The 12,473-nt window shown below is 67.0% G+C and carries 14 protein-coding genes; 5 read left to right on the top strand and 9 right to left on the bottom strand.

Annotated elements, in window-relative coordinates; translation table 11 throughout:
• Positions 1–70 precede the first annotated feature (70 nt).
• From CLM73_RS01945 to CLM73_RS01955, 3 genes are all read right to left on the bottom strand, one after another.
• The gene (locus CLM73_RS01945; RefSeq protein WP_234015792.1) at positions 71–1,030 is read right to left on the bottom strand and encodes a FecR family protein; all 960 of its coding nucleotides are present in this window, start codon (positions 1,028–1,030) and stop codon (positions 71–73) included.
• A complete protein-coding gene (locus CLM73_RS01950) occupies positions 1,031–1,543 on the bottom strand; it encodes a sigma-70 family RNA polymerase sigma factor (protein WP_105237095.1) in 513 nt (170 codons plus the stop codon).
• Between the two features lie 205 nt (positions 1,544–1,748).
• Positions 1,749–2,351, bottom strand: coding sequence for a TlpA disulfide reductase family protein (locus CLM73_RS01955; RefSeq protein ID WP_105241346.1), 603 nt, complete (start codon positions 2,349–2,351; stop codon positions 1,749–1,751).
• A gap of 111 nt (positions 2,352–2,462) precedes the next feature.
• On the opposite strand from CLM73_RS01955, the gene selD reads away from it, so the two are divergent.
• Positions 2,463–3,524 (top strand): selenide, water dikinase SelD, encoded by a 1,062-nt coding sequence (selD, locus tag CLM73_RS01960; protein WP_105237096.1) that lies wholly within the window; start codon positions 2,463–2,465, stop codon positions 3,522–3,524.
• Positions 3,525–3,633: 109 nt separating this feature from the next.
• Here selD and CLM73_RS01965 read toward each other — a convergent pair whose 3' ends face one another.
• Positions 3,634–4,551: a LysR substrate-binding domain-containing protein gene (locus CLM73_RS01965; protein WP_105237097.1), complete on the bottom strand. Its 918-nt coding sequence runs from the start codon at positions 4,549–4,551 to the stop codon at positions 3,634–3,636.
• 171 nt (positions 4,552–4,722) lie between these two features.
• Here CLM73_RS01965 and CLM73_RS01970 point away from each other — a divergent pair, with 171 nt between their 5' ends.
• The 3 genes from CLM73_RS01970 (at position 4,723) to CLM73_RS29090 (ending at position 5,877) form a co-directional block, all read left to right on the top strand.
• Entirely contained in the window at positions 4,723–4,944 is a 222-nt protein-coding gene (locus CLM73_RS01970) for a DUF2917 domain-containing protein (protein WP_105237098.1), read from the top strand.
• The gene (locus CLM73_RS01975; protein ID WP_105237099.1) at positions 4,941–5,591 is read left to right on the top strand and encodes a 2-hydroxychromene-2-carboxylate isomerase; all 651 of its coding nucleotides are present in this window, start codon (positions 4,941–4,943) and stop codon (positions 5,589–5,591) included. Before CLM73_RS01970 ends, CLM73_RS01975 begins: the two co-directional genes overlap by 4 nt.
• Positions 5,592–5,703: 112 nt before the next feature.
• Positions 5,704–5,877 carry a hypothetical protein gene (locus CLM73_RS29090; protein WP_199778235.1) on the top strand — a complete coding sequence of 58 codons (174 nt, stop codon included), beginning with the start codon at positions 5,704–5,706 and terminating at the stop codon, positions 5,875–5,877.
• A gap of 6 nt (positions 5,878–5,883) precedes the next feature.
• Here CLM73_RS29090 and CLM73_RS01980 read toward each other — a convergent pair whose 3' ends face one another.
• On the bottom strand, positions 5,884–6,261 hold the full coding sequence (locus tag CLM73_RS01980; RefSeq protein ID WP_056565049.1) for a DUF779 domain-containing protein: 378 nt from the start codon (positions 6,259–6,261) through the stop codon (positions 5,884–5,886).
• Between the two features lie 89 nt (positions 6,262–6,350).
• Positions 6,351–7,880: an aldehyde dehydrogenase gene (adh, locus tag CLM73_RS01985; RefSeq protein ID WP_056565046.1), complete on the bottom strand. Its 1,530-nt coding sequence runs from the start codon at positions 7,878–7,880 to the stop codon at positions 6,351–6,353.
• 200 nt (positions 7,881–8,080) lie between these two features.
• On the opposite strand from adh, the gene CLM73_RS01990 reads away from it, so the two are divergent.
• Complete coding sequence (locus CLM73_RS01990; RefSeq protein ID WP_105237100.1) at positions 8,081–9,997, top strand: sigma-54-dependent Fis family transcriptional regulator; 1,917 nt, start codon at positions 8,081–8,083, stop codon at positions 9,995–9,997.
• Positions 9,998–10,023: 26 nt separating this feature from the next.
• Here CLM73_RS01990 and trpC read toward each other — a convergent pair whose 3' ends face one another.
• The 3 genes from trpC to CLM73_RS02005 are packed head-to-tail and all read right to left on the bottom strand — an operon-like array spanning position 10,024 to position 12,418.
• Positions 10,024–10,812: an indole-3-glycerol phosphate synthase TrpC gene (gene trpC / locus CLM73_RS01995; RefSeq protein ID WP_105237101.1), complete on the bottom strand. Its 789-nt coding sequence runs from the start codon at positions 10,810–10,812 to the stop codon at positions 10,024–10,026.
• The gene (gene trpD, locus CLM73_RS02000; protein WP_105237102.1) at positions 10,809–11,840 is read right to left on the bottom strand and encodes an anthranilate phosphoribosyltransferase; all 1,032 of its coding nucleotides are present in this window, start codon (positions 11,838–11,840) and stop codon (positions 10,809–10,811) included. Before trpD ends, trpC begins: the two co-directional genes overlap by 4 nt.
• An 11-nt stretch (positions 11,841–11,851) precedes the next feature.
• Entirely contained in the window at positions 11,852–12,418 is a 567-nt protein-coding gene (locus CLM73_RS02005) for an aminodeoxychorismate/anthranilate synthase component II (protein WP_105237103.1), read from the bottom strand.
• Between the last annotated feature and the right edge of the window lie 55 nt (positions 12,419–12,473).

A 12,473-nucleotide genomic window follows, 5' to 3' on the forward strand; every position in this document is an offset into this window, starting at 1 on the left:
GGTATTGCCTGGCTTGTGTCGGCAGGGCGGGCAACAGGACAGAAACTTACAAACTGTTTCGTGTGCGCGTTCAGCGCTTATCGATCAGGGTCAACCAGCCGCCGAAATCGCGGACGGTGATGGGCAGGGTGTCTGCCAGCCCGGCCAGGCTGGCGTTCACGTCGTCAAGCGGGAAGCCGCCCTGCACGGGAATGCCGGCCGCGGCGGGCGAGACGCGCAGCACGCCACGGCGGTAGCGTTGCAGTTCGCCGATCACATAGGACAGCGGTTGCCGGTTGACCAGCAGGTGGCCGTTCATCCATTCCGCGCCGGTGGCTTGCGAGACATCGGTGCGCTTGATGCGGGCTGCGTCGAAGTCCGCGCCTTCGCCCGCTTGCAGCACGAGGCGCGCGCCCTGCGCGGTGACGACGGCCACCTCGTGTTCCAGAACCACGACGCGCGTGGACCCCGCATCCTGGCGGACCAGAAATTGCGTGCCCAGCGCGGTGACCAGGCCATCGTCGGTCTGCACCGAGAAAGGCCGGCCTGGATCCGGCGCGACGCGCACCACCACCGAGCCGGCACGCAGCCGCACCAGGCGTCGGTCTGCCGAGAAATCCACGTCCACCGCCGAACGTGCGTTCAGGTTGAGGATGCTGTGGTCGGGCAGCGCGATCTGCTTGCGTTCGGCGGTGCCGGTGTACACGTCCGCGGTCAGTTGCCCCACTGGCACCAGACGATTGGCCGCCGTGCCCCCGATGCCCAGCAGTACCCCCACGCCGGCGAGCGACTTGAGCACGATGCGGCGCGGCGGCAGCAACAGCACGTCGCGGGCGTTGCGCCGGGCGGCGGCTGCGGCGCCATCGGCGGCGGGCGCCAGGCCCGGAATGGCCGATTGCAGGCGCGTCCACGCCTCGGCATGGCTGGCGTCGGCATCGCGCCACGCCGTAAAGGCGCCGCGGTCGGCGGCCGTCGCGCTTCCCGAGCGCAGCAGCACCATCCAGTCCACCGCCGCCTCGGTCGGGTCGGCCTTCTGGCGTCGCCGCGCCACCTAACGGTCTCCCGCCAGGCAGTGCAGCAGCGCGCGTTTGACGTGACGCGCCACGGTGCGCGTGGAAATCCGCAACCGTGCCGCGATGTCGTCATAGCCGAGCTCGTCGAACACGCTGTACAGGAACGCCGCGCGCACGTCCGGCGGCAGGCCGTACAGCTTGGCGTCGATGCGCAGGATGGCTTCAAGTTCGATCGCGCATTGTTCCGCCGACGGCGCGTGGTCCGGCGCCATCAGCGCGATGCGGTCCAGGTACGCGCGCTCCAGATCGCGCCGGCGGTACAGCCGGTAGGCCAGCCGTTTGGCGATGCAGGTGAGGTAGGCGCGCGGCTCGCGGATGCCGCGCGGATCGTCCGGCGAGGCCACGATCTGCAGGAAGGTCTCGGACGCAAGGTCCTGCGCGTCGCCGCGATGACGCAGCCGCCGCAGCAGCAGATCGACGAGCCAGTGGTGATTGTCTGCATAGAGGCCATGCAGCGCGTGCTGGCGGCCGGGATCGACAGTGACGGACATGCTTCGTGGGAAAACGGCGCGACGGCGGCGGCGTCAGCGGCTTTATATTTGAGAATGGTTCCTATTCTATAGGAAGTTTTTTGCAGTGCACACAAGACCGTGCGACGACCGCCGCATCCAGGTGTCTGACACCCCTACGAGATGTCCGTCGCAGTGCGTTGCCGCGCCCGGGTGTCTGACACCGGCGCAAATGCGTGGCTCTCCATCAACTGCGCAGCATGCGCGTGACCACACCGCCTACCGTGTGCGACTTCCAGTCCAGCTCGCCCAGATGCCAATACCGGATCGCGCCGACGCGGTCGACGAGGAAGTTGGCGGGCAGTGCGGCGGCGTCCCATTTTTTTGACGCGGCGCTGTTGCGGTCGTGCAGGACCGTGCCGTTGATGGGGGTTTTTTTCAGGAAGGCCGAGATTTTGGCGGGCGCTTCGCCGACGTTGACGGCGACAAGGCGCAGGCCTTCTTCGCGATGCCGTTTGGCCATGGTGGACAGAACGGGGAGTTCGTCGCGGCACGGTTCGCACCACGTGGCCCAGAAGCTGACGATGACGACGCTGCCGCGCCACGCCGAAAGCTTTTGCTCGCGGCCCCCCATGTCTGGAAGGACGAGCGGCGGGGTGGGGCCGGTCCACGCGACCCAGTCGGGGCCGGTGGCGGCTTTCAATGTGGCGGTGTTGGTGGCCGCCCCATTCGCGGCGTTACCGGCAGCGCTATTTGTCGCACTGTTTGTCGCGTTATTCGCAGCACCGGCCCACGCGGGCAGCGCCGCAAGCGACAGACCGGTTTGCAGGAGGCGGCGGCGGCTGATCAAGGCGGACTCCTGCAAGCGAGCGTTCAATGGCGAGGGGCTGGCTGCGTTCGATCATAGGGCCATTCACAGGGCCGGTGCTATCCTTTTTCCGACTGACTCACGGAGACTGAGATGACCCAGGATGTTGCGTCCACAAACGCGCCGCGCTTGACCTCGCTATCGCATGGCGGCGGCTGCGGCTGCAAGATTGCGCCGGGTGTGCTGTCGGCGCTGCTGGCGCGGTTCGGCCCCGCCGCCAGCTATCCCAACCTGCTGGTGGGCACGGAAACCGCGGATGATGCAGCGGTGTACCGGCTGAACGACGAGCAGGCGCTCATCGCCACGACCGACTTCTTCATGCCCATCGTGGACGATCCCTTCGACTTCGGCCGCATCGCCGCGACGAACGCGCTATCGGATGTGTACGCGATGGGCGGCACGCCGATCATGGCGCTGGCGATCGTCGGCATGCCGATCAACGTGCTGCCGCACGGCGTGATCGCCGAGATCCTGAAGGGCGGCGAATCGGTCTGTGCGGACGCGGGCATTCCGGTGGCGGGCGGCCACAGCATTGATTCGGTGGAACCCATCTATGGCCTGGCCGCGATGGGCCTGGTGCATCCGGACCGCATCAAGCGCAATGCGGACGCGCGCGCCGGCGATGTGCTGATCTTGGGCAAGGGCCTGGGGGTGGGCATCCTGTCGGCCGCGCTCAAGAAGAATCTGCTGGACGTGGACGGTTACCGCGTCATGATCGACACGACGACACGCCTGAATCGTCCCGGTCCCGCGCTGGCTGCGCTGGACGGGGTGCACGCGATCACGGACGTGACGGGCTTTGGCCTGTTGGGCCATGCGCTGGAGATGGCGCGCGGCGCGAAGCTGACCGCCCGCGTGCGGCTGGATGCGTTGCCATGGCTGCCGGGCGTGCAGGGGTTCGCGGCAGACGGCGTGATCACGGGCGCGTCCGGCCGCAACTGGACGTCGTACGGCGAATCGGTGCGCCTCGGCGCCGGGGTGTCAGACACCCAGCGGGCGTTGCTGACCGATCCGCAAACCTCGGGCGGCCTGCTGGTATCGTGCGCGCCGGAGGCCGCCGATGCGGTGCTCGCGATCTTCCACGGACAGGGCTTCGGCCAGGCCGTCGTGATCGGCGAGATGGCTGCCGGTCCGGCGCAGGTCGTGGTGGACTGACCGGACCAGCGAACTAGCAAACAAGCGGACAGCCGGGCAAGCGGATAACCGGACAGCAGGACATGCGGACAGCTGGACATCCGCGCGCCCGCGGCGTCGGCGTATCCGCTCAGCGCGTCAGATCCCGCGCGGTCGCCACCGCCTGATCCACCAGCCATTGCGTGACGACGTCGGCATCGGGCGTGCTGCGCCGCGCGTTGCGCACCAGCCAGTAGGCGTGTTCGGTGGCGCTGGCCTCAGGGCTGCCGACGAGCGCCAGCCGCCGGTCCGCCAGCATGGGTGCGATCAGCGCCAGCCGTCCCAGCGCGATGCCGTGGCCGGCCAGCGCGGCATGCACGATCTGGTCGTACTGGTTGAAGCGCAGCATGCCTTTCGCGCGCACGCGGCCCAGACCGCGCGCGTTCAGCCATTCCGACCATTGCAGCCATGGCCGCGTGGGATCGTCGAATTCCAGCAGCACGTGGCGCTGCAACTCGCGCGCATCCAGCTCGCGCGCGTCGAGCGACGGGTGGGCCACCGGCACCACCGATTCGCCGAATAGCCACACGGCGCCATCGGAGACCGAGTTGCGCTCGCTGTAGCGGATGGCGATGTCGACGGCTTCGCGGTCGATGTCGATCAGCCGGTTGTCGGCGGCCACACGCACGTCGATATCGGGATGCGCCGCCTGAAAGTCGCCCAGCCGGGGCAGCAGCCACAACGAGGCCACGCCGATGGTGGTGGTGACGGTAACGGGCGTGCGCCGCTCGGGGGCGCGTAGTTGTTCGGTCAGGTCGCCAAGCTGGCTCAACCAGACGTCGGCCATTCGAAAGAGTTGCGCGCCTTCGGCGGTGAACGTGACGCTGCGAAATCCCCGCACCAGCAACGGCACCCCCAAATGCGCTTCCAAGGCGCGGATCTGACGGCTGACGGCGGACTGCGTGACATGCAGGTCCTGCGCGGCGAGCGTGATGCTCATGCGGCGGCCGACGGCGACAAAGCCGCGGACAAGATCAAGCGGTGGCAGTTTCGCAAGCGGGTATGGCATTCGTGAAACTCATGCGTGTCGGACGGAAAAGTCGCTTGAGCAATAGTACGCCGCGGGCGTCCAATATGACTCAGACGTTGGGTGACCGGGACCAGATCGCGGTTGTCCGCCGCGATCGCCGCTGCTGCGGCCGGGAGGTTCGCCATGATCCAGTTATGTTGCACCGCGGGAATGTCATTCCGTTTGGCCGGCGGCTCGACTATGCTGCTCAAGCGCGCTTCGGGCGTGCGCATCGTGTGTCACGCCGGCACCGTGTGGATCTCCGAATACCGCCGCTTCGATGACAGCGTGCTGCAAGCGGGCGAATCCCTGACCGTGCACAGCGATCGCGACGTCGTTCTCAGCGGCCTGCCGGATGCGCAGGTCGCGCTACAACCGGAGTTTCTGACATGACCGCGTCCTTGCCCGATACGCCCCGCATCGAAATGTGGTTCGATTTCGCCAGCCCGTACAGCTATCTGGCGATCGAGCGCATCGACACGCTTGCGCGCGAGGCCGAGGTCAAGGTCGATCTGCGGCCGTTTCTGCTGGGGCCGATCTTTCAGGCGCAGGGCTGGAACGACACGCCGTTCCGGCTGTTTCCGGGCAAGGGCGCCTACATGATGCGCGATATCGCGCGCCTGGCCGAGAAGTACGGCGTGGTCTACAACCGTCCGCGCCTCTTTCCGCGCATGAGCGTGCTGCCCGCGCGCATCGCGTTGCTGGGCCAGGACGAGCCCTGGGGCCGCGATTTCTGCGTCGCGGTGTTCCGCGCGAATTTCCAGCATGACCTGGATATCCAGTCCGAGGACGTCGTGCGCGATCTGCTCATTGGCCTGTCGCTGGATGCCGACGCGCTGATCGCCCGCGCCAAGACGGAAAGCGCCAAGGAAGCGCTGCGCAAGCAGGTCGACCGTGCACGCGACCTGGGCATCTTCGGCGCACCGACGCTTTTCGTGGACGGGGAAATGTTCTGGGGCAACGACCGATTGGAAGATGCGCTGGACTGGACTCGCCGCAAAGCGCCCGCCAGCGCCTGGCCGCCGCGGGCGCACGCCTAGCCGGCCGCGCCTAGCCGGCCGCGCCTAGCCGGCCGCGCCTAGCCGGCCGCGCCTAGCCGGCCGCGCCTAGCCGGCCTGCATCAAAAGTTTTCTCCTCACCGCATCATCAGCAATGAAAAACGCAAGCAGCGCCTATCGCGGCGCGCCCATGCCGGGCGGCCGCTCGTTCACGCAATTTCGCGCGGCCCGCATCCGGCGGGTGTCGTTCCAGTGGAAACAGGCCGAACGCGCCAGCCTTCAGGACGACACCCTGTCCAAGGGCGGCGGCCACGGCAAGCGCGGCTAAGGCGCGCTAGCCCTTTGTCACCGGTCCGACATTCGCCCACTCCTCATCCGAGTACAGCCGCGACCGCAACAGGAACCGCTTGCCCTCCGCGCTGTCCAGCGAAAACGCGCCGCCGCGTCCGGGCACGGCGTCGATGACGAGCTGGGTGTGTTCCCAGTAAGCGAACTGGTCTTCGCCGATCCAGAATGGGCAACCTTCCAGATCGCCCAACAGCACGTCCGAGCCGCCCACCATGAACTCGCCCTGTGGATAACACATGGGCGAGCTGCCGTCGCAGCAGCCGCCGGATTGGTGAAACATCAGCGGTCCGTGCTTGGCGCGCAGGGTGTCGATCAGCTGGCGCGCCTCGTCGGTCGCAACCACGCGTGGCGTGTGCTCTGGCATGGCGGGATTCCTCTGCAAGCGCGCCGGGCGGACCCGGCGCGCAGGTTGGCCGCGCAAGCGGCGTGGATAGGTGGATCAAGCCCGGCAGATCAGAAGAACCCCAGCTTCTTCGGCGAATAGCTCACCAGCAGGTTCTTCGTCTGCTGATAGTGGTTGAGCATCATCTTGTGGTTCTCGCGTCCGATGCCCGATTGCTTGTAGCCGCCAAATGCCGCGTGCGCTGGATAGGCGTGATAGCAGTTGGTCCATACGCGTCCCGCCTTGATCGCGCGGCCCATGCGATAGCACGTGTTGGCGTCGCGCGACCACACGCCGGCGCCCAGGCCGTACAGCGTGTCGTTGGCCAGCGCCAGCGCATCATCGGCGTCCTTGAACGTGGTGACCGCCACGACCGGCCCGAAGATTTCTTCCTGGAACACGCGCATCTTGTTGTGGCCCTTGAACACCGTGGGCTGCACGTAATAGCCGCCTTCCAGTCCGCCCTGCATCTGCGCGCGCGAGCCGCCTGCCAGCACGTCCGCGCCTTCCTGCTTGCCGATGTCCAGATAGGACAGGATCTTTTCGAGCTGCTCGGTGGAGGCCTGCGCGCCCAGCATGGTGTCGGCATCCAGCGGATTGCCCTGCTTGATCTCGGCCACGCGTTTCAGGGCGCGTTCCATGAACTTGTCGTAGAGCGATTCCTGGATGAGTGCGCGGCTGGGGCACGTGCACACTTCGCCCTGGTTCAACGCGAACATGACAAAGCCCTCGACCGCCTTGTCCAGGAAGTCGTCGTCCTGCGCCGCCACGTCCGCAAAGAAGATGTTGGGCGACTTGCCGCCCAGTTCCAGCGTGACGGGGATGATGTTCTGCGACGCGTACTGCATGATGAGCCGGCCGGTGGTGGTCTCGCCGGTGAAGGCGATCTTGGCGATGCGCTTGCTGGATGCCAGCGGCTTGCCGGCTTCCAGCCCGAAGCCGGTCACCACGTTCACGACGCCCGGCGGCAGGATGTCGCCGATCAGTTCCATCAGCAGCAGGATGCCCAGCGGCGTCTGTTCGGCGGGTTTCAGCACCACGCAATTGCCGGCGGCCAGCGCAGGCGCAAGCTTCCACGCGGCCATCAGGATGGGGAAGTTCCACGGAATGATCTGACCGACCACGCCTAGCGGTTCGTTGAAGTGGTAAGCCACGGTGTCGTGGTCGATCTCGGACAGCCCGCCTTCCTGGCTGCGGATGCACGAGGCGAAATAGCGGAAGTGGTCGATGGCCAGCGGAATGTCGGCGGCGCGGGCTTCGCGGATGGGCTTGCCGTTGTCCCAGGTTTCCGCCGTGGCCAGGCGTTCCAGGTTGGCTTCCATCACGTCCGCGATCTTCATGAGCATGCGGGCGCGTTCGGCGGCCGGGGTCGAACCCCATTTCGGCGCGGCGCGGTGCGCGGCGTCCAGCGCCAATTCGATGTCGCGCTCCTTCGAGCGCGCGTTGCGGCTCAGGGTCTGGCCCGTGACCGGCGTGACGTTGTCGAAGTATTCGCCATCCGCGGGCGACTGCCATTTGCCGTCGATGAAATTGTCGTACTGCGTCTTGAGGTCCAGGCGGGTGCCGTAGGTCTCCGGGGTAACGCGGGTCGCGATATCCATGCTTGTCTCCGTATCGTTGGAATGGCGGCAGTGGACTGCCTGTCCGGTATCAAGCAAAACGCATGCCAATCGGGCCATCCCGGCTGGACAGCCCGCCGCACGCGTGCGAAAGTAGTTTTTCGATGTCGCAATCCGCGACGGTGTCGCGCAACAGGTGTCGCAGCACAGGCGTCGCAGAACGCCGGTCCCAGGAGACATACATGGCTTCTCACTCCGGTCGGCAGACGCTGACGCAGGCGCGGCTGCTCTTCAATCAGCAGGGCGCGGTGCCGGGCGGCATGGTTGCCGAACCCATCCTGCGTTCCTGGCGCCGCTGCGCCGACCTGGGTTTCGACATGCGTGGCGTGCGTCGCGCCGAGCTCATGACGCAGGGCGAACTGCGCGAAGCCCAGCAGCGCAACGAAGCGCTGCGCCGCCTGTCCGAACCCGCCATCGCCTATCTGCGCCGCCAGGCCGGCGGCAGCGGCAACCTCGTCATCCTGTCGGACGCGCAGGGCCTGGTGCTGGACTCGGACGGCGATACGGGCTTTGCGCATCGCGCCTCGCGCGTGGCCCTGATGCCCGGCGCGCCGTGGGACGAAGCCGCCGCCGGCACCAATGCCATCGGCACCGCGCTGGTCGAAGGCCGGCCCATCGCCGTGCACGGCGCGGAACACTATTTCGAACCCAACCGCATCCTGACCTGCGCGGCCGTTCCCATCACCGACAGCGAAGGCCGCACGCTGGGCGTGCTCGATCTATCCAGCCAGGCCCGTGACGTGCGCCCCGATGTGCTGGCACTGGTGCGCGTGGCGGTGGACCGCATCGAACATCAATTGTTCGAAAGCGCCTATGAACAATGCACGGTGCTGCGCCTGCACGCCGACCCCACCGGCCTGGGCGAGCCCGGCGAAGCCTTGCTGGCATTTCAGGGCGACCTGCTCATCGGCGCCAACCGGCGCGCGCTGCAGGCACTGGCACTGGCGGCGACCGCGCTGGGCGTGTACCGCTACGCGGACGTGTTCGACGGTGACATCGAACGATGCCCGGATGCCTCGGGCAGGGTGCATGCACGAACGGGCGCGGTCTATCACGCGCGGCTGCGCATGCCACGCACGCGCGCTCCGCAACCGCCCACCACGCCCGCATCGCGCCCACCCGGCGCGCAGGCCAAAACCCCGGCCCCCAGCTTCGACGCCGCAACGCTAGGCGCGCTGGCGCGCGCCGTGCATCTGGCGGATGCTGGCGTGTCGATCCTGCTGCAGGGCGAAACGGGCGTCGGCAAGGAGGTGTTTGCGCGGCAGATCCACGCGCGCGGCCAACGCGCCGCCGGCCCCTTCGTGGCAGTCAACTGCGCCGCCTTGCCGGAAAGCCTGATCGAATCGGAGTTGTTCGGCTACGAAGAAGGCGCCTTCACCGGCGCGCGCCGCCAGGGCAGCAAGGGTCTGCTACGGCAGGCGCATGGCGGCGTGCTGTTCCTGGACGAGATCGGCGATATGCCGCTGCTGCTGCAATCGCGCCTGCTGCGCGTGCTGCAGACGCGCGAGGTCTCGCCGTTGGGCGCGGCGCGGCCCGTGCGGGTGGACTTCACCCTGGTGTGCGCGACGCATCGGCCGCTTGCGCATGAAGGCCCGGATGCACCAGTGCGTCCTGACCTGTACTTCCGGATTGCCGAATACACCGTCACGCTCGAGCCCCTGCGCGCGCGGGCCGACCGTCTGGAATTGCTGCGCGAGCTGTGGGCGGCGCAAGGCGCGGGTCCCGCGCTGCCACCGGCCATCGAAGCCGTACTCGCGGCGTATTCGTGGCCCGGCAATTACCGCCAACTGGCGTCGGTGCTGCGCACGTTGCATGTGCTGGCGGGACCGGCGGGCAGGGTGGATGCCGACATGCTGCCCGCGGAATTGCGCGGTGCCGCGAGCGCCCCGAAGATCGGCGCGCAGGCGACCGGCGCTGCAACATCCGCGTCCGCACCGAATAATGGAAGCGGCGATCTGCACGCCATGACGGATGCCGCCATCCGCGGCGCGTTGGCCGAAAACGGCGGCAGTGTCAGCCGCGCGGCGCGCGCGTTGGGCGTGCACCGCAGCACGGTGTATCGGCGCGCCGCCGCATTGGGCCTGGCGCGCCCCAAATAACCGCTGCAGGAACGCGCAGCGGGCGATCAGCCGATCAGACGCGCCAGTTCCGCACCCGGATCCTTGGCGCGCATGAACGCTTCGCCCACCAGGAACGCGTCGACCTTGTGGTCGCGCATCAGCTTCACGTCTTCCGGCTTGAGGATGCCGCTTTCGGTGACCACGCGTTTGCCGGCCGGGATGCGCGGCAGGAGGTCCAGCGTGGTCTGCAGGCTGGTTTCGAACGTGCGCAGGTTGCGGTTGTTGATGCCCAAGAGCGGCGTCTTGAGCGTAAGCGCGACGTCCAGCTCCTGGGCGTCATGCACCTCGACCAGCACGTCCATGCCCAGTTCGATCGCCAGCGTTTCGTACTCGCGCAATTGCGCGGGGGTGAGCGCGGCCACAATCAGCAGCACGCAGTCGGCGCCCATCGCACGCGCCGCGACGATCTGATAGGGATCGATCACGAAATCCTTGCGCAGCACCGGCAGTGCGCACGCGGCCCGCGCCTGGCGCAGGTGGTCGTGCGAGCCCTGGAAGAACTGCACGTCCGTCAGCACCGACAGGCAGGCCGCGCCGTGCACGGCGTAGGTGGCGGCGATCTCGGCGGGCGCAAAGCCCTCGCGGATGACGCCCTTCGAGGGCGAGGCTTTCTTGATTTCAGCGATGACGCCGGCCTTGCCCTGCGAGATCTTGTCTTCGATGGCCTGGGCGAAACCGCGCACGTCCTGGCGCGCCTGCGCTTCGCGCAGGACTTCGGCTTCGCTGCGCATCTGGCGAGCGGCGGCGACTTCCTCAGCCTTGACGGCGAGGATCTTCGCGAGAATATCGTTCATTTCTGGAATGTCCGGGTGTATGCGCAGAATTCTTCCAGCTTGGCTCGCGCCGCGCCGGTGGAAATTAGTTCAAATGCTAGCGCTAAGGCTTCGGGAATGGAATCGGCTTTGTTGCCGGCATAGATGGCGAGCCCGGCGTTCAGGGCGACGATGTCTCTGGCCGCGCCCTCGACATTCTCCAGCGCCTCTATGACAAGCTCGCGCGACTGCTCGCGATTGGACACCTTGATGCTCCGGTTGGACATCATGGATAGCCCGTAGTCCTCGGGATGGATCTCGTATTCACGGACCACGCCGTCCTTCAGTTCGCCGACCATCGTGGCCCCGCCCAGCGAGGCTTCGTCCATGCCGTCCTTGCCGTGCACGACCAGCACGTGGCGCGAACCCAGGCGTTCCAGCACGCGCACCTGGATGCCGACGAGGTCGGGGTGGAACACGCCCATCAATTGGTTGGCGGCGCCGGCCGGGTTGGTCAGCGGACCCAGGATGTTGAAGATCGTGCGCACCGCCAGTTCCTTGCGGACGGCGGCCACGTTCTTCATCGCGCCGTGGTGGGCGGGCGCAAACATGAAACCGATGCCGGTCGCCTGGATGCATTCGGCCACCTGTTCCGGGGTCAGCACCAGGTTGGCGCCCAGCGCCTCCAGCACGTCGGCGCTGCCGCTGGACGACGAGGCGCTGCGGTTGCCGTGCTTGGCAATCGGCACGCCGGCCGCGGCCGCGACGAACATCGCGGTCGTGGAAATGTTGAATGTGTGGCTGCCGTCGCCGCCCGTGCCGCACATGTCCAGCAGGTCGTTCGGATTGGGCGTGACCACGGGCGTGGCGAACTCGCGCATGACCTGGGCCGCGGCGGTGATCTCGCCGACGGTTTCCTTCTTGACGCGCAGGCCCATCAAGAGCGCGCTGGCGATCTGCGGCGACATCTCGCCGCGCATCAGCATGCGCATCAGGTGCAGCATTTCGTCGTGGAAAATTTCGCGGTGTTCGATGCAGCGCGTCAGCGCTTCGGAGGGGGAAATCGTCACGGTGCGTCCTTTCAGGCGAGGTTCAGGAAATTGCGCAGCAGGGCGTGGCCGTGCTCACTCAGTACGGATTCGGGGTGGAACTGTACCCCGTACAGCGGCAGCGTCTTGTGCCGCACGCCCATGATGTCGCCGTCAGGCGCCGTCGCAGTGACCGCCAGGCAGTCCGGCAGGGTGGCCGGGTCGATGGTCAGCGAGTTGTAGCGGATGACAGTGTACGGCGTCGGCAGGCCTTCAAAGATGTCAGTGCCGGTGTGCGACAACTGGATCGTCTTGCCGTGCATGATCTGCTGCGCACGCACGATGTCGCCGCCAAAGGCCGCGCCGATGGCCTGGTGGCCCAGGCACACGCCCAGAATGGGCTTCTTGCCGGCGTATGCCTGGATCAGCGGCACCGAGATGCCGGCCTCGGCCGGCGAGCATGGACCGGGCGACACGCAGATCTGGTCGGGATTGAGCGCAGCCACTTCTTCGAGCGTGATCTGGTCGTTGCGCGCCACGCGCACATCGACGCCCAGTTCGCCAAAGTACTGCACCAGGTTGTAGGTAAAGGAATCGTAGTTGTCGATCATCAACAGCATTTTTTTCTCCTCGGGGCCGTTCTGCGGCCCGGGCGGTGTCGGTTGGGCCGGGGCC

This window comes from Achromobacter spanius, assembly GCF_002966795.1.
Classification (GTDB): domain Bacteria; phylum Pseudomonadota; class Gammaproteobacteria; order Burkholderiales; family Burkholderiaceae_B; genus Achromobacter; species Achromobacter spanius_D.